The organism is Exiguobacterium sp. s7 (assembly GCF_018618195.1).
Classification (GTDB): domain Bacteria; phylum Bacillota; class Bacilli; order Exiguobacteriales; family Exiguobacteriaceae; genus Exiguobacterium; species Exiguobacterium mexicanum_A.
The window spans coordinates 37,624-62,227 of the sequence record NZ_JACSLO010000013.1 but is presented as its reverse complement, the minus strand read 5'-3'; the positions used below and the strand labels follow the sequence as shown (position 1 = coordinate 62,227).

Sequence of the window (24,604 nt, the reverse complement as noted above, 5' to 3'; positions counted from 1 at the left end):
GTACATTAGGGAAAAAACATGCATTTTTTCAGTGAATGCAGAGGAGATAAAGCGTATGGCGAACTTTTTGAAAGATTTATTTGCTCCACAGAAACGAGTATTGAAAAAAGCAGAAAAAGCGGCCGACCTCGTCGAGTCGTTCGCCGAACCGATCAAGGCATTGTCTGATGAAGCACTTCAGGCGAAGTCGATTGAGTTCCGGGAGCGTTTGGACAAGGGCGAGACGCTTGACGATATTTTGCCAGAAGCGTTCGCGGTCTGCCGCGAGGCGTCCGAGCGCGTGCTCGGCATGCGCCACTACCGTGTCCAGCTCATCGGGGGCTACGTGCTCCATAACGGCGACATCGCCGAGATGAAGACCGGGGAAGGGAAGACGCTCGTCGCGACCCTCCCGGTGTACTTGAACGCGCTCACGGGCCGCGGCGTCCACGTCGTGACGGTCAACGAATACTTGGCCCGCCGTGACAAAGAACTCATGGAACCGCTCTACTTCGCGCTCGGTCTCTCGGTCGGCCTCAACGTGTCGAACATGGACCGCGTCGAGAAGCAGGCGGCATACAACTGTGACATCACGTACTCGACGAACAACGAGCTCGGTTTCGATTATTTGCGTGACAACATGGTCCTTTATAAAGAAGACCGTGTCCAACGCGAGCTCTACTTCACGATCGTCGATGAAGTCGACTCGATTCTCGTCGATGAGGCGCGGACCCCGCTCATCATCTCGGGCTCGGCTCAAAAATCGACAGAACTCTATACACGGGCCGACGCGTTCGTGCGGACGCTCAAGATTGAGGACGACTACACGGTCGACGTGAAGACGAAATCGGTCCTCTTGACGGACAAAGGGGTCGACCTCGCCGAGAAGTTCTTCGGCATCGACAACTTGTTCGCGATCGAGCACGTCTCGGTCAACCACCACGTCGGACTCGCCCTTCGTGCCAACGCCGTCATGCATCATGACGTCGACTATATGGTCCGCGACGGCCAAGTCATGATCATCGACCAGTTCACGGGTCGGGTCATGGACGGACGCCGCTACTCGGAAGGGTTGCACCAGGCGATCGAGGCGAAAGAAGGCGTCGAGATTCAACGCGAATCGATGACGCTCGCGACGATCACGTATCAAAACTACTTCCGCATGTATGAGAAGCTGGCCGGGATGACCGGGACGGCGAAGACGGAGGAAGAAGAGTTCCGTAACATCTACAACATGCAGGTCGTGACGATCCCGACGAACAAACCGATCCTTCGGGAAGACCGTTCGGACCTCATTTTCAAATCGATGGAAGGCAAGTTCAAAGCCGTCGTCGACGAGATCATGGCAGCCCACGCGACGGGACAACCGGTCCTTGTCGGGACGGTCGCCGTCGAGACGTCGGAGTATTTGAGCAAGCTCCTCTCGAAGAAGAAGGTCAAACATGAAGTGTTGAACGCGAAGAACCACGCGCGTGAGGCCGAAATCGTCGAGAACGCCGGACAAAAAGGTTCGGTCACGATCGCGACGAACATGGCCGGACGCGGTACCGACATCAAGCTCGGCGAAGGCGTGATCGAGCTCGGCGGATTATACATCGTCGGGACCGAGCGCCACGAATCGCGCCGGATCGACAACCAGCTCCGTGGACGGGCCGGACGACAAGGGGACCCGGGTAAATCCCAGTTCTACTTGTCACTCGAAGACGAGCTTATGCGCCGCTTCGGTACTGACAGCCTCCAGAACATGATGGAGCGCCTCGGCATGGACGACACGCAACCGATCGAGAGCCGCATGGTCTCGAAAGCGGTCGAGTCGGCCCAAAAACGTGTGGAAGGCAACAACTATGACGCACGGAAGCAGCTCCTCGGCTACGATAACGTCATGGCCGACCAACGGAAAGTCATGTACAAAGACCGGGCCAGCATCCTCGAGAACGAATCGGTCACGGACATCGTCCGTTCGATGATTCAAGAGACGGTCGAGACGGGCGTGGCGCAATATACGCCGCTCGAACTCGTGCCGGAAGAGTGGAACATCGAGGAACTCGCGCACTGGGCCAACCAGACGCTCGCCCTCGAGCAACCGGTCGAAGGCAAGGACTTCTTCGGCAAAGAGCGCGAAGAGATCATCGAGCTGTTGAGCGAACGCACGAACGCGCAGTATGAGGCGAAACGCCAACTCGCGCCGCCGGAACGCTTCAACGAGTTCGAGAAGATCATCGTTCTCCGTGCCGTCGATTCGCACTGGATGGCGCACATCGACCATATGGACCAGCTTCGTCAAGGGATTCACTTGCGCGCTTACGGGCAGAACGACCCGCTCCGTGAGTATCAGGCGGAAGGCATCAACATGTTCGATGCGATGAACGCGGCCATCTCCGAAGAAGTGACCGGCTTCGTGCTCCGTGCCGAAGTCGGCGACAACCTCCGACGCGAGAAAGTCGTCGAGGAGGAAGTGGCGGTGTCTGGCAAGGACGACACGCCGGTGAAGAAAAAGCCGGTCCGTCGCTCTGAAGACCAACGGCTCGGGCGCAACGACCCGTGCTGGTGTGGTTCAGGCAAGAAGTTCAAAAACTGCCACGGCAAACAACAGGCTTAATTTTGAAAGAGGCGAGCCCGCTCGCCTCTTTCCTACGGAAAGGTGACCTACACTATGGAAATTTCAGATATTCGCAACGAACTCGAGGCGATGGCGAAACGCCTCGAGAATTATCGCCAATCGCTCAACCTGACAGAGAAGCAGGCCCGCATCGCCGAGCTTGAGAACGAGATGACGTACCCGGACTTCTGGGACAGCCAAGAGAAGGCGCAAAAAGTCATCGACGAGTCGAACGCGCTCAAAGCGATGGTCGACAAGTATCAACAGCTTGCGGACGGCCATGAGGACGGCGAAGTCACGCTTGAACTCATCAAAGAAGAGCCGGACGCTGAGATGCAAGAAGAACTCGCAGAAATGGTGACGGCGCTCAAGGCCGATTTCGACGCGTTCGAACTTGAGATCCTCTTGAACGGACCGTATGACGCGAACAACGCCATCCTCGAGTTGCACCCGGGGGCGGGCGGTACCGAGTCGCAAGACTGGGCATCGATGCTTCTGCGCATGTATCAACGTTTCGCTGACAAGCAAGGCTGGAAAGTCGAGACGGTCGACTACCTTGCGGGCGAAGAGGCCGGCGTCAAGTCGGTCACGCTCCGTATCGTCGGGCATAACGCCTACGGCTATTTGAAAGCGGAGAAAGGGATTCACCGATTGGTCCGCATCTCGCCGTTCGACTCGTCAGGCCGCCGTCATACATCGTTCGTCTCGTGCGATGTCATGCCGGAGTTCAATGACGACATTGAGATCGAAGTGAAGACGGAAGACCTCCGCATCGACACGTACCGCGCGTCGGGTGCCGGCGGTCAGCACATCAACACGACCGATTCGGCCGTCCGGATCACACACGTGCCGACGGGTGTCGTCGTCTCGTGTCAGGCTGAACGTTCGCAAATCAAGAACCGCGAAGCGGCGATGAAGATGCTTAAAGCGAAGCTGTATCAACGCGAACTCGACGAGCAGCAACGCAAGCTCGATGAGATCCGCGGCGAGAAAACAGACATCGGCTGGGGCAGCCAAATCCGCTCGTACGTCTTCCACCCGTACGCGATGGTCAAAGACCACCGCACGAGCTATGAGGTCGGGAACACGGGCGGCGTCATGGATGGGGACATCATGGGCTTCGTCGACGCTTACCTCCGCAAGACAAATATGTGATGCAAGTGGCTCAAGGACTGACGTCTTTGGGCCACATTGTATGTAGAGGAGAAAACCTTTAATGAAGCAAATCGTCAAAGACTATATCTATTTACTGACCGGGTCCGTCTTCGTCGCCTCGGCGTTCAGCTTGTTCCTATTGCCGAACAACCTCGCCTCGGGCGGCGTCAGCGGGATCTCGATCATCACGTACGAGCTGTTCAACATCTCGCCAGGGGCGTTCCAGCTCGTGTCGAACGTGTTGCTCCTCCTCGTCGGCTGGATGATTCTCGGGCTCGGCTTCGGCGTCAAGTCGCTCGTCGGGTCAATCTTTTTGCCGGGCGTGATCTTGTTTTATGAAGCGATCGACGCGGGGGCGGCCGTCAATGACACGCTGCTCGCAGCCATCTTCGGCGGGGCCGGCGTCGGGATCGGTCTCGGGCTCATCTTCCGGGGACGGGCCTCGACCGGGGGAATGGATTTGCTCGCGCAGATCCTACATAAGTTCACCCACATCCCGCTCTATCTCTGTATCGCCATCCTCGATGGGGTGGTCGTCCTCGTCGCTGCGGTCACGTTCTCGTTCACGACGGGGCTGTACGCACTCATCGCGCTGTTCATCACGATCAAGATGATCGACTTCGTCCAGCTCGGCTTCACGCAGGACAAGATGGCATACGTCATCTCGGAGAAGCGGGACATCATCACGCGCGCCGTCTTCGACGAGCTCGACCGGGGCGCGACGGAAATCCAAGCGATCGGGGCGTACTCGCGTCTCGAGCGGCCAATGCTCCTTGTCGTCGTCCGCCAAAACGAGGTGAGTCGTCTGAAAGAGATCATCCGTCGCATCGATCCCGACGCGTTCCTCATCTTCAGCGAGGCGCACGAGGTGATGGGGCAAGGGTTCACGTCCGACAAACGCTATATCAACGTGCCTTGAGTTGTGGAATCTTTGTGTATTTTTGATGAGATTAGGTTAGAAAGCGGTTCATAACGGCTATAATGGTAAAAGTAGGTTATTTCTACAACTTAGGAGGGGAACCTGATTATGAAGAAATGGATGATGGCAATCGGACTTGGCGCCATGCTCACGCTCGGAGCGTGTGGCGGTGGCGATGAAGAAGAGACGACGAGCAACGGGGACGGCGCGAACACGGCGTCGGTCGACGCGGAAGCGGTCTACGCCCAAAACTGTGCGGCGTGTCATGGCGCGAACTTAGAAGGTATGAGCGGCCCGAAACTTTCGGACGTCGGTTCACGTCTGTCGGCTAGTGAAATCGAAGAAATTATCAAAAACGGGAAAGGCGCCATGCCTGCGAACGTGATCGAGAAAGACGAAGAAATCACAGCGGTCGCGGCTTGGCTCGCTGAGAAAAAATAATCAAGGCACGGGAAACTCGTGATTTGACTAAGGCATTCGCGTCCGCGAGTGCCTTTTTGAATGTGCGTTTCACCGTCTGTGTCGATCTCGTGAAGCCCATCTTCATTTCGACAATTTCCCACCGAACTCCATCCAACTGAAACAATCCTGTAATGGTTATTTAAAAGTTCGATTGTTATAATTGTAGGCGCTTGAACTATCGCCTCAGCGATGAATTGGATAGGGGTGACTGTTATATGGTCGCTTGACAGGTTATCTGATTATCGTGTAGAACAGAGGCTAGGCGAAAATATTCACTTAACGAATCAATTCGATGAAACCAATTCAGAATTCGTCATAGATGCATGGAAAATATATAAAAAGGGTAGGGAATACGTTATGATATCGATGCAAAAAGTCAGCAAAGTATATCCAAACGGCGTCGTCGCAGTCGACGACCTCGATTTGAAGATCGAAGACGGCGAATTTCTATACGTCGTCGGACCATCCGGCGCCGGGAAATCGACGTTCATGAAAATGATTTATCGGGAGGAAAAACCGTCGAGCGGTCAGCTCATGATTGACGGGATTGACGTCGGCAAACTGAAAAACCGCCACGTCCCAAAACTGCGCCGTCAACTCGGCGTCATCTTCCAAGACTACAAGTTGTTGCCGTCTTTGACGGTATATGAGAACGTCGCGTTCGCACTCGAGGTCGTTCAAGCCGACACGGGCACGATGCGCAAACAGGTCATGGACGTGTTGAACCTCGTCGGCCTGAAGCACAAGGCGCGCAACTATCCGGACGAACTGTCGGGTGGGGAGCAACAACGTGTGTCGATCGCCCGTGCCATCGTCAATAAGCCTAAGCTCATCATCGCCGACGAGCCGACCGGTAACTTAGACCCGGACACGGCTTGGGGCATCATGGAAGTATTTGAAGAGATTCACCGTCGCGGGGCCACGATCGTCATGGCGACGCACAACCGTGATATCGTCGACAAGATCCGTCATCGCGTCATCGCGATCGAGAACGGAAAAGTCGTCCGCGATGAAGAGAAAGGAGCATATGGCTATGATATTTAAAAGTGGAATCCGTCATCTGCGCGAAGGGTTCAAGGGAACACTTCGCAACGGGTGGATGACGTTTGCGGCTGTCAGTGCCGTCACCATCACCTTGTTACTCGTCGGGGTGTTCGCCCTCGTCATGTTCAACGTCAATGAGATCTCGGAGAACGTCGAGAACGACGTCGAAATCCAAGTCTTCGTCACCCGGACCGCGGAGGAAGCGAAAGTCGAGAAGCTAGGGGAGAACTTAGAACAAATCCCTGGCGTCGCGTCGGTCACGTTCAGCTCGAAAGAAGATGAACTTGAAAACTTCCGTAACCAGCTCGGGGAAGACGCCAACGCCTATGGAACGGTCGAGAAAGACAACCCGCTCCATGACCGCTATATCGTCAAGGCATCAGACCCGCTCAACACGGAGACGGTCGCCGACGCCGTGCAATCACTCGACAACGTCGATAAGGTCACATATGGACAGGACTATATCGACAAGATGTTCGCCTTCTTCAACGGGATTCGCATCGGTGGACTCGTGTTGATCGTCGGTCTCACACTCATGGCGATGTTCCTCATCTCGAACACGATCAAGATGACGATCTTCTCACGCCGTCGCGAGATTGAGATCATGCGCCTCGTCGGGGCGAAAAACAGCTTCATCCGCTGGCCGTTCTTCATCGAAGGACTTCTCCTCGGTGTGCTCGGCGCGCTCATCCCGATCGCCGTCATCTACTTCGGTTATGACGTCGCATATAGTGCTTTACAACCATCGCTAGATCAACTGAATAGTGATATATTTAAATTGATTGATCCATCGGTACTGACGACACAAGTGTCGCTCGTCCTCTTGGCGCTCGGTGCTTTCATCGGGATCTGGGGCTCGACGACATCACTCGGTCGGTTCTTGAAAGTTTAATCTAATTTAAATATGAGGAGGAGTTGGCGGATGAAACGTTCGCTTGCGCTTGGATTAAGTTTGACGCTACTTGCCTCGCCGGTCATGGCGACGGAGAAAGACACGCTGAAAGCACGACAAGATCGTCTATCCAATCAATTGGAGGAGTCCAAGAAAGCGCAAGACGAGACGGACGCCGAGCTCGACATCACCGAGGCGGAACGCGACGCGGTATCGACAGAGATTCGCGCCGTCAACGAACGTCTCGAGGGATTAAGTGAACAGATCGTCGTCCAGCAGGAAGAAGCGGACGCGGCGCGCACTGAGCTCGAGGAAACCCGTGATCAACTCGCTGCCCAAGGGCAGTACCTCGAAAGCCAGAAGGCGCTCCTTAGTGAGCGTCTTCGTGTGCTTCAAGTACACGAGGACCGGTCCTATCTCCAAGTCGTCTTTGAGTCCCGCTCGTTCGGAGACTTCGTGACGCGGCTGTTGACCGCGCAGACGATCGCGGAGCAGGACCGGGACCTCATACATACCTACATGAATGAAGTCGAGCGGCTCGAAACGCTCGAGGCACGGCAACGGACGCAGCTGTCATTCTTGAAACAAAAAGAACGTGAGCTCGTCGTGACGAAACAAGCGCTCGACGTCGCCGCCGAACAGAAGCGCGACTTGTTGTCGGAGCTGAACGAACAGGTCGAACTGCTCGAACTTGAAAAAATGAGCCGTGCCGAAGAGCAGGCGCTCATGAACGAACAGAGCCGCATCATCGCCGGGCAGCTCGAAGCGATCGCCACGGCGGAACGAGAAGCGGCCGAAGCGCAGGCTCGAGCCGAAGCGGAAGCACGGGCGAAGGCAGAAGCCGAGGCGAAAGCACAGGCCGAGGCCAAAGCCGCAGCGGAAGCGAAAGGACAGTCGGACGAGAAGGCCACGGCCTCACCAGCACCGACGACCCCACCGCCTGCGGAAGCCCCGACGAACGTGTCGGGGCCGGCGACCTCGTTCGTCCGTCCGGTGTCCGGTTACGTGTCGAGCCCGTTCGGTCCTCGCCAAAACCCATTGACAGGCGTGGCGGAGTCGCACCGCGGCATCGATCTCGTCAATGCGACCGGGACCCCGATCGTCGCGGCGGCACCAGGCATCGTCATCAAGGCGGCGCCGGCGACCGGATACGGCAACGTCGTCTTCGTCTCCCACATCGTCGGTGGGGCCGTCTGGACGACCGTCTATGCCCATCTCGACTCGATCACGGTCTCGTCTGGGCAAACGGTGTCCGCTGGCCAGACCGTCGGTACGCTCGGTAACACGGGCTGGTCGACGGGACCGCATCTCCACTTCGAATTACATCGCGGACAATGGGCGCCAGGGCAACCGAATGCGGTCGACCCGGGTCCTTATATCGGTTACTGATGAGACGGACGTGTTCCAAATTTGTGGAACGCGTCCGTTTTTCTGAACTTTTTGCTATACTGAATGAAAGACTGACAAAGAGAAAAGAGGGAATCACCCGTGAAAAATACAACCGCAGGATTACTAGCCGGCGCCACGTTCGTCGCCGGAGCCGGTGCAGGGCTCGCGACGATGGCGTTTACGGATACGGCGCTGCCGATTCAACCGAAGGCAGAAGGCTGGGACAAGGTCGACCAAGTCCGGCAATTGATCGAGACGCATTCGCTCAAGGACATCTCGGAAGAGGACTTGTTGACGGGAGCGCTCGACGGTATGACCGGAGCGCTTGACGACCCGTACTCGGACTTCCTCGACGCCGAAGAGACGTCACAGTTCACCGACTCGATCGAGTCGAGTTTTGAAGGAATCGGCGCGACTTTGGAGAAGAAAGGAGAAGACATCTTAATCGTCGCTCCAATCAAGGGCGCACCGGCCGAAGAGGCGGGACTCCGGGCCGGCGACGTCATCACGGCGGTTGACGGCGAGTCGATCGAAGGGATGGCCGTCGAAGAGGCGGTTCAGCTCATCCGGGGCGAGAAAGGGACCGTCGTCACGCTCACGATTCGCCGCGGCGGACAAGAGGCCGACTATGAGATCACACGTGACACGATTCCAATCGAGACCGTCTACTCGGAAGTGAAAGAACAGGACGGAAAAAAGGTTGGTTATATCGAGGTGACCCAATTCTCCGAGCCGACGGCGGACGAATTTTTAGAGCAGCTCGAGGCGCTTGAATCGGAAGGGATCGATAGCCTGATCATCGACGTACGAGGCAATCCGGGTGGATTGCTCCCTGCCGTCATCGAGATGACCGAAGGATTCGTCCCGACGAACAAACCGGTCGTCCAAATCGAGAATGCGGACGGGGACCGCGAGTCGCAGAGCGGCCGTGCCCGGGAAGCGAAGCCGTACGACTTGTTCGTCTTGACGGACGAAGGGTCGGCATCGGCGTCTGAAATTCTGGCCGGAGCCCTCAAAGAAGGTGCCGGGGCCACGATCATCGGCAACAAGACGTTCGGGAAAGGCGTCGTCCAGACGGCGTTCGATTTAGAGGACGGCAGCAACTTGAAGCTGACGACGAGCAAATGGCTCACACCGGACGGGAACTGGATCAACGAGAAAGGCATCGAACCGGACGTCGAGGTCGATCAACCGGATTACTTCAATGTCACCCGCATCCTCGCCGACGCGGATACGCTCAAAGTCGGGGACTACGGGGAAGCGGTCTCGAACTTGCATACCGTGTTGACGGGCATCGGCTATGAGCCGGGCGGACAGCCGGGCTATTTCGGTGATACGATGGGCCGTGCCGTCAGTGCCTTCCAAGCCGACAACAACTTGCCGGAAGACGGGATCGTCAATGAAGCGACGGCGTCGGCGCTCGAGTCACGCTTGCTCGAGGAGATTCAAGATGAGGCGAACGATGCCCAATTGAATCGCGCGCTCGAAGAAGCTGCAAAATAAGGATTAGGGAAAGGATTGGACAAGTGTGGACGTTCTACGAATGAGTTTTACTGCTTTGTTGACCTTGATCGGTAGTCCGCTACTCTGGGCGACGCTCGTCGCCCTCGCTTACATATCCATGACGCGCATCAAACGGGAGCGGGGCATGTTCCGCTCGCGTCGGCGTTCGCCGAAATCGGACTGGCGCCATTTTCTATGGCCGAGCCTGCTCCTTGCCGTCATCGGTTCGGCGGCGCTGATTCTGCTCGAGACGACCGTCAACTGGGAATGGGTCGTGACGTTCAGTGTGCTTTACGCGCTCATCGTCTTGACGATGCACCCGCGTTTCAGCAGCCCAGCGTTCCCGTTTTTGATCATGCTGACGGCAGTCGCGCTTCGTGACGTCATCGAGTATGGCGGACTGACAGGGTGGATGGATCGATTGGCCGAGGTCGACTGGCCGGTGTATGCGCTCGTGTTCGGTGTCGTGACGCTCGCGGAAGCGATCCTCTTACGGTGGAACGGTCCGGTCGAGACGTCACCGACGCTCATCTTGTCCAAACGGGGCCAATTCATCGGCGGCCACGTCGTCAAACGGCTCTGGTTCTTCCCGCTTGTCGTCTTCCTACCCCCGTCCTTCGGTCTCGACGGCCCAGTGCCGATCATCTTGCCGATCCCAATCGGGGTGAGCCTGCTGTCGACGGGAGCACTCCCAGGGACGCTCCTCGGCCGCTTGAGCCTGTATCGAGGCCTGCTCGCGCTCATCGCCATCGGTTTGGTCGGGGCTTCCTACGCCATCGACGTCCCGTACGCGGCCTACGGATTGCTCGGTCTGTTCGTCTTGTATGAGCTCGCATTGCAACTCATCAAGCGGGAGAACCGAGGAACGACGCCGGTGTTCATCAACGGCAACCGGGGCGCGGTCATCATCGATACGCTCCCGGGCTCACCGGGCGAGGCGATGCAGCTCATCCCGGGTGAATCGATCTACAAAGTGAACGGGACCGTCATCACGGGCGGGAGCAGCTTCTATGAGGCGCTCCAGTTGCATAAACCGTACATCAAGCTCGAGGTGCTCAACTTGAACGGGGACATCCGTTTCGTGCAACGGGCGATGTACGAGACCGACCCGCACGAGCTCGGCATCTTGTTCGTCGCCGAACCGGCGAGCCCGCGTCTGCGGTTACGGAAACTATAAAAGGGAGCATCCTTGGCGGATGCTCCCTTTCGTGCGTTCAATTAAAGTTCAAGTTTTGATGGTTTGAAGCCCATTGTCGCTTCGACTGCGTGTTGCCAGCCTTTATACAGATTTTCGCGGTGTGCGTCGTCCATCTTCGGTTCGAATTGATGGTCAAGTTTCCACTGTTGTTTGATCTCTGCTTGGTCTTTCCAGAACCCGACGGCGAGACCGGCGAGATAGGCGGCACCAAGAGCCGTCGTCTCGCTCACTTCAGGTCGTTCGACCGGGACGTCCAAGATGTCCGCTTGGAACTGCATGAGGAAGTTGTTGTTGACCGCACCGCCGTCGACGCGGAGCGTCTTCAACTCGATGCCAGAATCTTGTTCCATCGCCGTCAAGACATCGCGTGTCTGATAGGCGAGTGACTCGAGCGTCGCCCGGACGAAATGTTCTTTCTCCGTCCCGCGCGTGAGGCCGAAGATGGCACCACGGACGTCCGAGTTCCAATACGGGGCACCAAGTCCGACGAAGGCTGGGACGACGTAGACGCCGTCTGTCGTCTCGACGCGGTTGGCGTACTGTTCCGTGTCTTTCGCCGACTTGAGCATACGGAGTCCGTCACGGAGCCATTGGATGGCCGAACCGGCGACGAAGATTGAACCTTCGAGCGCATATTCGACTTTACCGTTGTATCCCCATGCGATCGTCGTGAGCAGACCATGGTCCGACTTGACGGCTTCTTCGCCCGTGTTCATGAGCATGAAGCAACCTGTACCGTACGTGTTCTTACCTTCTCCTGACTCGAAGCAGGCTTGACCGAAGAGGGCTGCCTGTTGGTCACCGGCCGCGCCGGCGATCGGAACTTCGAAGCCGAAGAAGTGGTACGGGATCGTGTTGGCGTACACTTCACTCGACGGTTTGACTTCCGGGAGCATCGACTTCGGTACCGTCAAGATCTCGAGCAACTCATCGTCCCACTTCTGCTCATAGATGTTGTACATGAGCGTCCGTGACGCGTTCGAGTAGTCCGTGACGTGGGCGTGGCCGCCTGACAGTTTCCAGATGAGCCAAGTGTCGATCGTTCCGAAGAGGAGGTCACCGGCTTCGGCTTTCTCACGGGCGCCTTCGACGTTGTCGAGGATCCATTTGACTTTCGTGCCTGAGAAGTAGGCGTCGATCAAGAGGCCTGTCTTATCGCGGAACAAGTCGGCATGACCGGCTTCCTTCAACTCATCACAAATACCGGCTGTTTGACGCGATTGCCAGACGACGGCGTTATAAACCGGACGTCCTGTCGACTTCTCCCAGACGACGGCTGTTTCCCGTTGGTTCGTGATCCCGATAGCTGCGATCTCTTTTGGATCGATGTCGGCCGAACCGAACGCCTCGGCCATGACGGCGAGGACAGAACCCCAAATCTCATTGGCGTTATGCTCGACCCAGCCTGGCTTAGGGAAGTATTGTTTGAACTCGCGCTGAGCGGTCGTGACGATTTTTCCGTCGTGGTCGAAGATGATCGCCCGTGAGCTTGTCGTTCCTTGGTCAAGTGCTAAGATGTAGCGTTTTTCTTTCTCCATATGAGAGAGCCTCCTTAGAAATTAGAAAGATTATGGTACGAGAATACCGTACAGCAATGCGGCGATGACCGCCCCGATGATCGGTCCGACGACCGGGATCCATGAGTAGCCCCAGTCCGACGTGCCTTTGCCTTTGATAGGAAGGATCGCATGTGCAATCCGCGGTCCGAGGTCACGCGCCGGGTTGATGGCATATCCCGTTGTACCACCAAGCGAGAGACCGATCGAGACGACGAGGAAACCGACGATAAGCGGATTCAAACCGTCCGTGAACGTGTTGGCCCCGAAAGATAAAATTCCGAAGACGAGGACGAACGTACCGATGATTTCTCCGATCACGTTGAACGGTGTGCTACGAATCCCAGGTGCGGTCGAGAATGTCGCCAATTTGGCGCCCGGGTCGTCGGTCGCATCATAGTGCGGCTTGTAATGGACATACACGAGGACGGCCCCGATGAACGCCCCGATGAATTGTGCCAAAATATACGCTGGCACATCAGCCCAAGGGAATGAGCCTGCTGTCGCGAGACCGACCGTCACGGCAGGGTTCAAGTGAGCCCCTCCATAGATTCCGGCTGCGTATACCCCGATCATAACGGCGAAGCCCCAACCGAACGTGATGACGACCCAACCTGCGTTCTCCGCTTTCGAATGACGGAGGACGACGCCGGCGACGACACCGTTACCGAGCAAGATGAGTAGCATTGTACCAATAATTTCGCTGACGAATGCTGACATGTGATACTCCCTTCCTTCCATATTAAATTTGGCTTACCACTTCATTATATGCCCCAAATGAAAGCGTTTCAAAACCGAATATGCAAAAAAAGCCACTTTTCTTATGAAAAGTGGTTTTGATTGGTAATCCGGCGTCTGAAGTCGAGGCCGATCCCGACGAGAAAGATGAGCAGGACCATCAAACTCACGTACGCGAGCGGGGGAAAGCTCGTGGCTCCAAGGTCGAGGAGGATCGAAGCGATGACGGCGAGGTAGAGCCAAGCGAGGCGTCGCGAAATCTCTTTATCGTCGTAACGGTCCGTGAGGGATGCCCCGATCGGCGCGCCGATGAACGCCCCGAGGACGAGGGCAAGCGGCGTCACATAATCGAGCGATAGCGACGGCAGATAGCCGACGAGTCCGCCGAGCGAGATGAACAGGACGGCAGCAAGGCTCGTCCCGACCCCGCGATGCGTCGTGAAGCCGAGCCAACTGACGAGGAGCGGGACGATGATGAACCCGCCGCCGATGCCGAGGAGGGCGGACAACAGTCCGGCCATCGCTCCGATCATCATCCCCGCGAGAACGGTCGATTTTTTCGGCTTCTGCGGTTTCGATGTTTTCTTTAATAGCGTAACGGCAAAATAAGATAGGATAGCCAGATAAAATAAGTTCAGTAACCAATCATACGTCCCCGAGATCGAGAGGACGAGGCGGCTCGACAGCTGTGCCGTGACGGCGCCGGTCAGTCCGACCGTGATGCCGGTCGACCAAGACACGTTGCCGAGCGACGTATGTTTCTTCGCGCCGGACAGGCTCGTCCCGACGACGAACAGGAGCGACGTGGCGACGGCCTCTGCTGCCGAATAACCACTAAAGAGTAGCACCGGGACGATGATGACCCCGCCGCCGATGCCGAAGAATCCGGACAAGGCGCCGACGATGGCACCGAGCGGGATGAAGAGAAGTGACCACATGACGACCAACTCGTTTCTACTTAGATTCACTCTCCATGATAACGAAAAGCGGAACGATTTGGGAAGCGTGTCAGAAGCGAATATTTGTTCGTGTATGTGCTATAATCAAGTCAATATGCAAGGAACAGAAAGCGAGGAATATATATGGATAAGATTAGCGTTCCGTTCGACTTACAATCAGAATATAAGCCGGCCGGCGACCAACCGGAGGCGATTCGACAGCTCGTCGAGGGCGTCAATCGCGGCGACCGGTACCAGACGTTGCTCGGGGCGACCGGCACCGGGAAGACGTTCACCGTATCGAACGTCATCCAAGAAGTGAAGAAGCCGACGCTCGTCTTGGCCCACAACAAGACGCTCGCCGGACAGCTCTACTCGGAGTTCAAGGAATTCTTCCCGAACAACGCCGTCGAATATTTCGTCAGCTATTACGACTATTACCAGCCGGAGGCGTACGTGCCGTCGACCGACACGTTCATCGAGAAAGACGCCTCGATCAACGATGAGATCGATAAACTCCGCCACTCGGCGACATCGGCCTTGTTCGAGCGCGACGACGTCATCATCGTCGCTTCCGTCTCCTGTATTTACGGTCTCGGTAACCCGGAAGAATATAACAGTCTCGTCATAAGTCTCCGTGTCGGGAAAGAGATGGGGCGCGACCAGATGCTTCGCAAACTGATCGACATCCAATATGAACGGAACGATATCGATTTCCAGCGCGGCCGTTTCCGTGTCCGCGGCGATGTCGTCGAGATTTTCCCGGCGTCACGCGACGAACAATGCTTGCGCGTCGAGTTCTTCGGAGACGAAATCGATCGCATCCGCGAGATGGACCCGCTCACCGGCGAGATCATCGCCGACCGCGAGCACGTCTCAATCTTCCCGGCGTCCCACTTCGTCACCCGCGACGAGAAGCTGCAAAAAGCGATCGTCAACATCGAGGCCGAGCTCGAACAACAGCTCGCGAAGTTCCGCGAGGAAGGCAAACTGCTTGAAGCCCAGCGTCTCGAACAGCGGACGAACTATGACCTCGAGATGATGCGTGAGATGGGCTACTGTTCAGGCATCGAAAACTATTCGCGTCATTTGAACTTGACCGAGGCAGGGGCGACGCCTTACACGCTCATCGACTACTTCCCGAAAGACTTCCTACTCGTCGCCGATGAGTCGCACGTGACGCTCCCGCAAGTACGCGGCATGTATAACGGTGACCAGGCCCGGAAGCAAGTGCTCGTCGACCACGGGTTCCGCCTGCCTTCAGCTAAAGATAACCGTCCGCTCAAGTTCGACGAGTTCGAGAAGAAGTTGTCGCAAGCGATCTTTATCTCGGCGACACCAGGTCCGTTCGAGCTCGAGCATACCCCGCACATGATCGAACAGATCATCCGGCCGACAGGACTGCTCGACCCGACGATCGAGATTCATCCGATCAAAGGACAAATCGACTACTTGATGGACCAAATTCGCGACCGCATCAAACAGGACGAACGCGTCCTCGTGACGACGCTCACGAAAAAGATGGCCGAGGATTTATCGGACTATCTGCGTGAAGCGGGCATCAAGGTCAACTATATGCACTCTGAAATCAAGACGCTCGAGCGGATTGAGATCATCCGTGACCTGCGTCTCGGAAAATACGACGTCCTCGTCGGAATCAACTTACTGCGGGAAGGACTAGACATCCCGGAAGTGAGTCTCGTCACGATTCTAGACGCCGACAAGGAAGGGTTCCTTCGTTCGGACCGATCGCTCATTCAGACGATTGGGCGGGCGGCGCGGAACTCGAACGGGCACGTCATCTTGTTCGCTGATAAGATGACCGACTCGATGACGCGCGCGATTGAAGAGACCGATCGTCGTCGCTCGATTCAAGAAGCTTATAATGAAGAACACGGCATCACGCCGCAGACGATCCGTAAAGAAGTACGCGGCGTCATCCGCGCGACGGTCGACGCCGAGGAGGATGTGCTCGAATCACTCAGCTCGATGAAGCCGGCTGAACGTGAGGAAGCCATCGCCAAGCTAGAAGAAGAAATGAAACAAGCGGCCCGCGACCTCCAGTTCGAACGGGCGGCCGAATTGCGTGACTTAATCTTGGAGTTGAAGGTAGGGAATTAAATGGCTGAAAAGAAAAATGCGATCGTCATTAAAGGGGCGCGCGTCAACAACTTGAAAAACATTGATATCGATATTCCACGGGACCAGCTCGTCGTCTTGACGGGCTTGTCCGGTTCCGGTAAATCGTCACTTGCGTTCGACACCATCTACGCCGAGGGGCAGCGCCGTTACGTCGAGAGTCTATCGGCCTACGCCCGTCAATTCCTCGGACAGATGGACAAACCGGACGTCGATACGATTGAAGGGCTGAGCCCGGCCATCTCGATCGACCAGAAGACGACGAGCCGTAACCCGCGCTCGACCGTCGGAACGGTGACGGAAATCTATGACTACTTACGTCTTTTGTTCGCTCGCATCGGGAAACCGGTCTGTCCGCGTCACGGTATCGAAATCTCGAGCCAGACCATCTCACAGATGGTCGACCAAGTGATGGAACTGCCGGAGAAGACGCGCCTGCAAATCCTGGCGCCAATCGTCTCGGGCCGCAAAGGGACGCACGTCAAAGTGTTCGACTCGCTCAAAAAGGAAGGGTTCGTCCGCGTTCGTGTCAATGGCGAGACGATCGAACTGACCGATGAGATCGAGCTTGATAAGAATAAGAAACATTCGATCGAAGTCGTCGTCGATCGCCTCGTCGTCCGCGCTGACGTCGAAGGTCGTCTTGCCGACTCGCTCGAGACGGCGCTTCGCCTTGCCGACGGCCGAGCCATCATCGACAAGATGGACGGCACCGAGCTCCTGTTCAGCGAACATCACGCTTGTCCGATTTGTGGCTTCTCCATTGGCGAACTCGAGCCGCGTATGTTCTCGTTCAACTCGCCGTTCGGTGCCTGTCCGACGTGTGACGGGCTCGGTACGAAGCTTGATGTCGACCCGGAACTCGTTATCCCGGACCCGTCGAAGACGCTGAAGGAAGGCGCCGTCGTCGCCTGGCAGCCGACAAGCTCGCAATATTATCCGCAACTGCTCGCCTCGATGTGCAAACACTTTGACATCGACATGGACGTGCCGTTCGAACGTCTGTCGAAGCGTGACCAAGACCTCGTCTTGCACGGGACGGACGAAGAGTCGTTCTTGTTCCGTTACGAGAACGATTTCGGACAAGTCCGGACGAACACGATTTTCTTCGAAGGGGTGCTCCGCAACATCGAGCGCCGCTATAAAGAGACGACGTCCGATTATATCCGTGAACAGATGGAGACGTACATGGCGACACACGCTTGTCCGACATGTAGCGGTTATCGGTTGAAAGAAGAGACGCTCGCCGTCAAAATCACGGGCCACCATATCGGGCAAGTGACCTCACTGTCCGTCGTCAACGCCATCAAGTTGTTCGACTCAATCATGACAGAGTTGAGCGAGAAAGATATCGCCATCGCCCGTCTCATCTTGCAAGAGATTTGTGAGCGGCTCAGCTTCTTGAACAACGTCGGTCTCGACTATTTGACGTTGTCACGCGCCGCCGGGACGCTCTCGGGTGGAGAAGCGCAGCGGATTCGTCTCGCGACGCAAATCGGCTCACGGCTCACGGGCGTCCTATACGTCCTCGATGAACCGTCGATCGGGTTGCATCAGCGTGACAACGACCGCTTGATCGCGACGCTCAAACAGATGCGTGACATCGGTAACACGCTCATCGTCGTCGAGCACGACGAGGACACGATGATGGCAGCCGATTATTTGATCGACATCGGACCGGGTGCCGGCGAACACGGCGGAGAAGTCATCGCCGCCGGGACGCCGAAACAGCTCATGAAGAACCGAAAGTCGCTCACGGGCCAATATTTGTCCGGTAAGAAGTTCATCCCGCTCCCGGCCGAACGGAAAGTGCCGGACGAGCGTTTCTTGAAGATCTTGAAGGCGGAAGAGAACAACTTGAAAGGGGTCGACGTCTCGATCCCGCTCGGTATGTTCATCGCCGTCACCGGCGTCTCCGGTTCCGGGAAATCGACGCTCATCAACGAGATTCTGTATAAATCGCTCGCTCATCACATCAACCGGGCCAAGGCGAAACCAGGGAAGCATAAGAAGATTGAAGGACTCGACCATATCGACAAAGTCATCGATATCGACCAGTCACCGATCGGACGGACGCCGCGGTCGAACCCGGCGACATATACCGGTGTATTCGATGATATCCGTGACGTGTTCGCGTCGACGAACGAGGCGAAGATGCGCGGCTATAAGAAAGGGCGCTTCAGTTTCAACGTCAAGGGCGGACGCTGTGAGGCGTGCCGCGGGGACGGGATCATCAAGATCGAGATGCACTTCTTGCCGGACGTCTACGTCCCGTGTGAAGTGTGTCACGGGAAACGCTATAACCGTGAGACGCTCGAAGTGAAGTACAAAGGTAAGACGATCGCCGACGTGCTCGATATGACGATCGAGGAAGGGCTCGACTTCTTTGACAAGATTCCGAAAATCAAGCGCAAGATCCAGACGATCTTTGACGTCGGTCTCGGTTATATGAAACTCGGACAACCGGCGACGGAACTGTCCGGCGGGGAAGCGCAACGCGTCAAGCTCGCCTCCGAGCTCCATAAACGTTCGACCGGGAAGACGATTTACATCTTGGACGAGCCGACGACGGGTCTTCACGTCGACGACATCGCTCGTCTGTTGAAAGTGCTGCAACGCCTCGTCGAGAACGGGGACACGGTGCTCGTCATCGAGCATAACCTCGACGTCATCAAATCGGCCGACTACTTGATCGACCTTGGACCGGAAGGCGGGGACGGCGGCGGTACGATCGTCGCGACCGGGACGCCGGAAGAAGTCGCCGAAGTCGCCGCGTCGTACACCGGCAAGTATTTGAAACCGGTGTTAGAACGGGATGCGGCCCGAGCGAAACCGAAAGCAGGAAAACGTAAGTAAGGTATAGAAATGATGAGAAACGGGAACATGATTGACGTGTGACCAAATCGAAGGGGGAAACGAACAGTGAAACAAGAAATGCGTGAACTGATTCTCCAGCAAGTGAAAGACGGGAAGTTGACGATTGAAGAAGGCATGACCCAGCTCGAACGGCTCGAGAAGTTGGAGCCGGAGCGTGTCCAAGCGCTCGAGGAACGTCAAGAGACGGAGAAAGTCGATGCCTACTCGGTCGAGTCGCTCACGACGAAACTGACGTCGGCGGTCGAAGGGCTCGTGACGAAACTTCGTGAAAGCGACTTCACGTTCAGCTCGAACTTCGGGCCGGAAGTGACGTATTCGAAATCGTTCCCGTTCACCGGGAAAGATATCTCGCTCGACTTGTTCAACGCCTCGGCGACGATCGTCTCGTCGGACAACGACGAGTGTGAACTGATTGTCACCGGACGTCCGCTCCGTCAGCAGGACGCGGACAAGGCGCTCGAACAGCTCCAGTCAGCGGTCAAGCATTCGGTCATCGGTGACCGTCTCGTCGTGTCACTCCGCGACAAGCTCGTCCGGGCGCACGTCGAACTGTACGTCCCGCATCATCATTTCGATCACCTACACGTACAGACGCTCAACGGTGAGGTCCGTGCCGACGGCCTAGACGTCGAGAGCGTTCGTATCCAGACGGCGAACGGCCGGGTCGTACTTCATGAAGTACATGCCTCGGAGCTGCTCCTCAACACGGGGAACGGAACGGTCGAAGTCGAAGCGGTCGAATCTGAACTCGTCCACGTCCGGACCGGCAACGGAGCCGTCATCGTGAACGGCAAATACGACAAGGCGTCGCTCAAGACCGGCAACGGGAACATCCGCGCCGAACTCGCGACGGCACGTCCGGCCAAGTTCGAGCTCGCCTCGCTCGCCGGAAACGTCCGTCTCGTCTTGCCGCACGGCGTCGAGGTCGAAGGAGAACTCGAGACGAACTTCGGTGGTCTCCACTGTAATTTAGACGAGCTCGAGATCATCCGCGACCGGAAAGACGTCGCCCAACGCCGACTCGAATTCTTGTCGGGCCGTGGCCAGACACCGCGGATCGAAGTCGAGGCCGGGACGCGTACCGGCACGATCGACCTCGAACACGGTTCGCTCCACACACCGTCGACGTTCCTCGAAGAGGACAAAAACGAACCGACGGAACCAATCGACCCAGTCGACCCGGTCAATCCGGCCGACTTGAACAACCCGTTCCATCAGCAATGACCGACAACCCGAAGGCCTCTTGCCTTCGGGTTTCTTTTAACTTGAGAGACGAGGAGGGACGGGATGAAGCGATTTGTGTCAGCGTACGGATGGATGATGATTGCGGTGCTGGTGCTTGGCGGATGTGCCGACGAACAGCGCATCGTCAATGAGAACGAGCCGGCTGGCGACGAAGCGATTGCTGTCGCCTGGGCGTATGTGACCGCGCGGAACTGGCAGGAGCCCGCAATCGATGCGGGAGCAAGTGCCGAGGTACATCGTGTCACGGTCGATGATGGTTATGAACTGTTGGACGATGCGTATGCCGGGACCGAGGCGCTCGCCGTCTCGTTCGAAGCGGACCCGAACAGTAGCGTCGACGTACCGACGATCTTGGCCGCACCGGAGTCGAACACCGTGGTCGGCTATGTACCGGGCGAATGAGACATCCATGACAAAACCCGAAGGCAGTTGCCTCCGGGTTTTTGTCATGTCATAGATTCATTTGATACTCCATTTGTTCCCAATCCATCATTTGACCGTCATACAGCGTGAATGAGCCGATGATGAACAGGATGAACAGGACCGGTCCGGCGATGAGTAAGAAAATCCCGAGGTTCCGCATCGTCTTCGACCGTTTCCAATAGAAGATGATGGCGACGATCATCGATAACAGCGACCCGGACAAGAACAAGCCGACGATGTTCAAGATGAACAACAGCAACACCGTCTCGTTTTTCGTCGCGGCATATTCGCGCCACATGTCAAACAGTGATTTGACCAAGTAGACGAGCGCCGCGATCCCGACGATAAAAATAAAGACAATGGCAATCCAAAATAGTGAATTCATGTGATTTCACCTCCCTAATCCTCTATACCCGTTCTACGGAATCGCCACGAATTAGTTTCATCTCTTTTTTTCGACACGTTTCGCTCACTTTCGTTGACGCTTCTCCAGAAGAGCTATGATACAATAATGAGCGTGAAAGGGGCAGATACTCATGCAAAATATCGTACGCACGGCTCAACTCGTTGAGCGCTTCAAACTTCAAGTCATCGCCGGGGAAGAGGGACTCCATCGTCCCGTCGCCACACCGGACCTCAGTCGACCGGGACTCGTCCTTGCCGGCTACTATACCCACTATGCGAAAAATCGGCTGCAAGTGCTCGGGAAGACCGAGCTCACGTTCTACGCGAGCTTGTCGGAAGAGAGCCGCCGCGAGCGGGCGAAGATTTTATGCACGGAATTGACACCGGGCATCCTCATCACGCGCGGCTTCGACATCCCGAAAGAGATTGAACAAGAAGCCGAGGCGGCGAACGTCCCGCTCATGCGCACGAACGCGATGACGACATCGATCGAGTCACAGATCACAAACTTCCTTGAGATGGAACTCGCACCGATGACCGCGATGCACGGCGTGCTCGTCGACATCTACGGCGTCGGCGTGCTCATCAAAGGACAGAGCGGTGTCGGGAAATCTGAGACCGCGCTCGAACTCGTCAAGCGGGGTCACCGCCTCGTCGCCGACGATTCAGTCGAGATTCGTCAGACCGGGGACCAGTTGCTCGTCGGTTCGGCACCGAAATTGATTCGTCACTTGCTCGAGATTCGTGGGATCGGCATCATCGATGTCATGACGTTGTTCGGCGCTGGCGCCGTCCGCTCGCACAAGAAGATCAGCTTGATCATCAACCTCGAGAACTGGGATGCGGGCAAAGTATACGACCGCGTCGGGCTCGACCACAACACGATGAAAATCATCGATAGCGAAGTGCCGTTACTCACGATCCCGGTCCGTCCGGGACGAAACTTGGCCGTCATCGTCGAAGTCGCGGCGATGAACTATCGCCTGCAGAACATGGGCATCAACACGGCCGAAGAGTTCGCGGAACGTCTCGCGAACGCCATCCAAGACAACGAAGGGGACATGGAATAATGGTAGAGCCAACGTTTGACCGCGTCGCGTTTGAAATCGGGTCGCTCCCGATTTATTGGTACGGCATGATCATCGCCTTCGGTGCGATGCTCGGCCTCGTTCTCGCCTTGTTCGAGGCGAAGCGCCTCAATTATGATTCAGAACGGGTCGTCGATGTCATCATCTGGTCGATTCCGATCAGTATCGTCTTCGCCCGGATTTACTACGTCATCTTCCAATGGGACTACTACAGTGAGAACCTTGGACAGATCATCGACATCCGCCAAGGCGGGATTGCAATCCATGGTGCCATCTTTGGAGCGCTGCTCGTCGTCATCATCTATTGCATGCGCAAGTCGATGTCGTTCTGGAAGATCACCGATATCCTCGCTCCGTCGCTCCTGCTCGGGCAAGCGGTCGGACGTTGGGGGAACTTCATGAACCAAGAGGCGCACGGTGCCGAGACGACGAGCCGTTTCTTGAAAGAGACGCTCTTCCTCCCGGATTGGATCGTCAATCAGATGTATATCGACGGCGCTTATTACTTGCCGACGTTCTTGTTCGAGAGCGTCTGGAACATCCTCGGCGTCATCTTGCTCGTCGTCTGGCGTATGGTCGGTAACCCGCCGCGCGGCTACATCTTCTTATCGTACCTCGTCTGGTATTCGATTGGACGCTTCTATATCGAAGGGCTCCGCACGGATAGCCTCATGGCCGGCGATCTCCGGACGGCACAACTCGTTTCGATCGCGATGATCGTATTCGGTGTCGTCATGATGATCGTCCGCCGCAAAGCGAAACGATACGACGACCCTTCAGAGAAAGGACTGTTTGATTGATGGATACACTTCTATTCGATTTGGATGGCACGTTGCTCGATACGAACCCGCTCATCATCGCGAGTTTCCGTCACACGCTCGGGTACTACTTCCCGGACGAGACGTATCGCGATGAGGACATCTTCCCGTTCATCGGACCGACGCTCGAGAAGTCGTTCAAGGCGCTCAATGAGCCGGAATGGAAAGAGATGCAGGCGTTCTATCGCAGCTTCAATATCGCGATGCACGACCAGCTCGTCGCCGAATATCCGGGTGTGATCGAGGGGCTGTATCGCCTCCACGCCAAAGGCTACAAGATGGGCGTCGTCACCTCGAAAGGCCGTCCCGTCGTCGAGCAAGGCTTGCGTCTGTTCAAGATCGACCATCTGTTCGATGTGGTCGTCACGGCCGATGATGTCGTACATGAGAAACCGCACGCCGAACCGGTCGAACGGGCGCTCCGTGCGCTCGGATCGACGGCGGACCGCGCTGTCATGGTCGGGGACAACGACACGGACATCTTCAGCGGCAAGAACGCCGGGACGAAGACGGTCGCTGTCGGCTGGGCCATTAAAGGCCGTGCGTTCCTCGAAGCGCTCGAACCGGACGTCATCATCGACTCGATGGAACATTTCGAGGCGTGGCTCGACGAGGTCACGGTCCATGCGTAAGACGGAACGCTTTCGTCTAGACGGGCCAAACCCGCTTTGGCAGATGTACCGGACGATTCGCTTCCTGCGTGTCTTCAAAAATACGACGGTCGTCTTGATCGGGCGGTATTTCCCGTCCGTCAAGGCGAAGCGGTGGTTGTATCGAAACTTCCTCGGTATGAAAATCGGGGACTATAGTGCGCTCGCACTCATGGTGACGCCAGACGTCATGTTCCCGGAGCGGATTTCGATCGGCCGTAACACGGTCATCGGGTTCAACTCGACGATCCTCTGTCACGAGTATCTCGTCGACGAGTATCGGATCGGCGACGTCCACATCGGGGACGAGGTGTTGATTGGGGCGAACGTGACGATTTTACCTGGCGTGACGATTGGCGATCGGGCCGTCATCGGTGCCGGGGCCGTCGTCCATCGTGACGTCGCGCCCGGAGAGCGCGTCGTTGGGGCAAAGCTCCATATCATCGACACAAAATAGACACAATTTAGTGCGAAATCATTTTGAGGTCAAGACATGTAGGGCCTCATAAAATTACTAGGGCGGTATCACTTTTTTTAAAGGAGATACCGCTTTTTTGTGTCTATGGGCGCTGACATGAAACCTCCAT

General features: G+C 56.4%; 21 protein-coding genes. 17 read left to right on the top strand and 4 right to left on the bottom strand.

All coding sequences use genetic code 11. The features are described 5' to 3' along the window. Positions 1-55 precede the first annotated feature (55 nt). The 9 genes from secA (at position 56) to KNP79_RS13285 (ending at position 11,119) form a co-directional block, all read left to right on the top strand. Complete coding sequence (gene secA, locus KNP79_RS13325; protein ID WP_215192756.1) at positions 56-2,578, top strand: preprotein translocase subunit SecA; 2,523 nt, start codon at positions 56-58, stop codon at positions 2,576-2,578. A 54-nt stretch (positions 2,579-2,632) separates the two neighbouring features. Then, positions 2,633-3,733, top strand: coding sequence for a peptide chain release factor 2 (prfB, locus tag KNP79_RS13320; RefSeq protein ID WP_214753859.1), 1,101 nt, complete (start codon positions 2,633-2,635; stop codon positions 3,731-3,733). A gap of 61 nt (positions 3,734-3,794) precedes the next feature. Beyond that, a complete protein-coding gene (locus tag KNP79_RS13315) occupies positions 3,795-4,652 on the top strand; it encodes a YitT family protein (protein WP_215192753.1) in 858 nt (285 codons plus the stop codon). Between the two features lie 108 nt (positions 4,653-4,760). Further along, positions 4,761-5,093: a cytochrome c551 gene (gene cccB, locus KNP79_RS13310; protein WP_215192751.1), complete on the top strand. Its 333-nt coding sequence runs from the start codon at positions 4,761-4,763 to the stop codon at positions 5,091-5,093. A gap of 378 nt (positions 5,094-5,471) precedes the next feature. Beyond that, complete coding sequence (ftsE, locus tag KNP79_RS13305) at positions 5,472-6,158, top strand: cell division ATP-binding protein FtsE (RefSeq protein WP_214707244.1); 687 nt, start codon at positions 5,472-5,474, stop codon at positions 6,156-6,158. Further along, complete coding sequence (gene ftsX, locus KNP79_RS13300; protein WP_034778552.1) at positions 6,148-7,050, top strand: permease-like cell division protein FtsX; 903 nt, start codon at positions 6,148-6,150, stop codon at positions 7,048-7,050. The genes ftsE and ftsX overlap by 11 nt, the downstream gene beginning before the upstream one ends. A gap of 30 nt (positions 7,051-7,080) precedes the next feature. Beyond that, positions 7,081-8,439 carry a murein hydrolase activator EnvC family protein gene (locus KNP79_RS13295; protein ID WP_215192748.1) on the top strand — a complete coding sequence of 453 codons (1,359 nt, stop codon included), beginning with the start codon at positions 7,081-7,083 and terminating at the stop codon, positions 8,437-8,439. A gap of 99 nt (positions 8,440-8,538) precedes the next feature. Continuing rightward, on the top strand, positions 8,539-9,942 hold the full coding sequence (locus tag KNP79_RS13290) for a S41 family peptidase (protein ID WP_215192746.1): 1,404 nt from the start codon (positions 8,539-8,541) through the stop codon (positions 9,940-9,942). A gap of 40 nt (positions 9,943-9,982) precedes the next feature. After that, the gene (locus KNP79_RS13285) at positions 9,983-11,119 is read left to right on the top strand and encodes a PDZ domain-containing protein (protein WP_215192744.1); all 1,137 of its coding nucleotides are present in this window, start codon (positions 9,983-9,985) and stop codon (positions 11,117-11,119) included. A gap of 41 nt (positions 11,120-11,160) precedes the next feature. Here KNP79_RS13285 and glpK read toward each other — a convergent pair whose 3' ends face one another. The 3 genes from glpK to KNP79_RS13270 form a co-directional block, all read right to left on the bottom strand. Further along, complete coding sequence (glpK, locus tag KNP79_RS13280) at positions 11,161-12,678, bottom strand: glycerol kinase GlpK (protein WP_214823210.1); 1,518 nt, start codon at positions 12,676-12,678, stop codon at positions 11,161-11,163. Positions 12,679-12,708: 30 nt separating this feature from the next. Beyond that, entirely contained in the window at positions 12,709-13,416 is a 708-nt protein-coding gene (locus tag KNP79_RS13275; protein WP_034778546.1) for an MIP/aquaporin family protein, read from the bottom strand. Between the two features lie 101 nt (positions 13,417-13,517). Continuing rightward, positions 13,518-14,372 (bottom strand): sulfite exporter TauE/SafE family protein, encoded by an 855-nt coding sequence (locus tag KNP79_RS13270; RefSeq protein WP_215192742.1) that lies wholly within the window; start codon positions 14,370-14,372, stop codon positions 13,518-13,520. Between the two features lie 144 nt (positions 14,373-14,516). Between KNP79_RS13270 and uvrB the strand changes: the two genes are divergently transcribed. The 4 genes from uvrB (at position 14,517) to KNP79_RS13250 (ending at position 21,035) form a co-directional block, all read left to right on the top strand. Next, entirely contained in the window at positions 14,517-16,493 is a 1,977-nt protein-coding gene (gene uvrB / locus KNP79_RS13265) for an excinuclease ABC subunit UvrB (protein ID WP_251132975.1), read from the top strand. Beyond that, the gene (uvrA, locus tag KNP79_RS13260; RefSeq protein WP_029595043.1) at positions 16,494-19,367 is read left to right on the top strand and encodes an excinuclease ABC subunit UvrA; all 2,874 of its coding nucleotides are present in this window, start codon (positions 16,494-16,496) and stop codon (positions 19,365-19,367) included. 66 nt (positions 19,368-19,433) lie between these two features. Continuing rightward, positions 19,434-20,612 (top strand): DUF4097 family beta strand repeat-containing protein, encoded by a 1,179-nt coding sequence (locus KNP79_RS13255; protein WP_215192740.1) that lies wholly within the window; start codon positions 19,434-19,436, stop codon positions 20,610-20,612. A 63-nt stretch (positions 20,613-20,675) separates the two neighbouring features. Beyond that, positions 20,676-21,035 (top strand): hypothetical protein, encoded by a 360-nt coding sequence (locus KNP79_RS13250; protein ID WP_215192738.1) that lies wholly within the window; start codon positions 20,676-20,678, stop codon positions 21,033-21,035. A 49-nt stretch (positions 21,036-21,084) separates the two neighbouring features. On the opposite strand, the gene KNP79_RS13245 is transcribed toward KNP79_RS13250, so the two are convergent. Next, the gene (locus KNP79_RS13245; RefSeq protein WP_029595046.1) at positions 21,085-21,441 is read right to left on the bottom strand and encodes a hypothetical protein; all 357 of its coding nucleotides are present in this window, start codon (positions 21,439-21,441) and stop codon (positions 21,085-21,087) included. A gap of 151 nt (positions 21,442-21,592) precedes the next feature. On the opposite strand from KNP79_RS13245, the gene hprK reads away from it, so the two are divergent. From hprK to KNP79_RS13225, 4 genes are read left to right on the top strand one after another with little or no spacing between them, the layout of a single operon-like run. After that, positions 21,593-22,531 (top strand): HPr(Ser) kinase/phosphatase, encoded by a 939-nt coding sequence (gene hprK / locus KNP79_RS13240; RefSeq protein WP_029595047.1) that lies wholly within the window; start codon positions 21,593-21,595, stop codon positions 22,529-22,531. Beyond that, a complete protein-coding gene (lgt, locus tag KNP79_RS13235) occupies positions 22,531-23,349 on the top strand; it encodes a prolipoprotein diacylglyceryl transferase (protein ID WP_029595048.1) in 819 nt (272 codons plus the stop codon). Before hprK ends, lgt begins: the two co-directional genes overlap by 1 nt. Beyond that, positions 23,349-23,999 carry a pyrophosphatase PpaX gene (gene ppaX, locus KNP79_RS13230; RefSeq protein ID WP_035385648.1) on the top strand — a complete coding sequence of 217 codons (651 nt, stop codon included), beginning with the start codon at positions 23,349-23,351 and terminating at the stop codon, positions 23,997-23,999. The genes lgt and ppaX overlap by 1 nt, the downstream gene beginning before the upstream one ends. Further along, complete coding sequence (locus tag KNP79_RS13225) at positions 23,992-24,474, top strand: acyltransferase (RefSeq protein ID WP_215192735.1); 483 nt, start codon at positions 23,992-23,994, stop codon at positions 24,472-24,474. Before ppaX ends, KNP79_RS13225 begins: the two co-directional genes overlap by 8 nt. Positions 24,475-24,604: the final 130 nt, after the last annotated feature.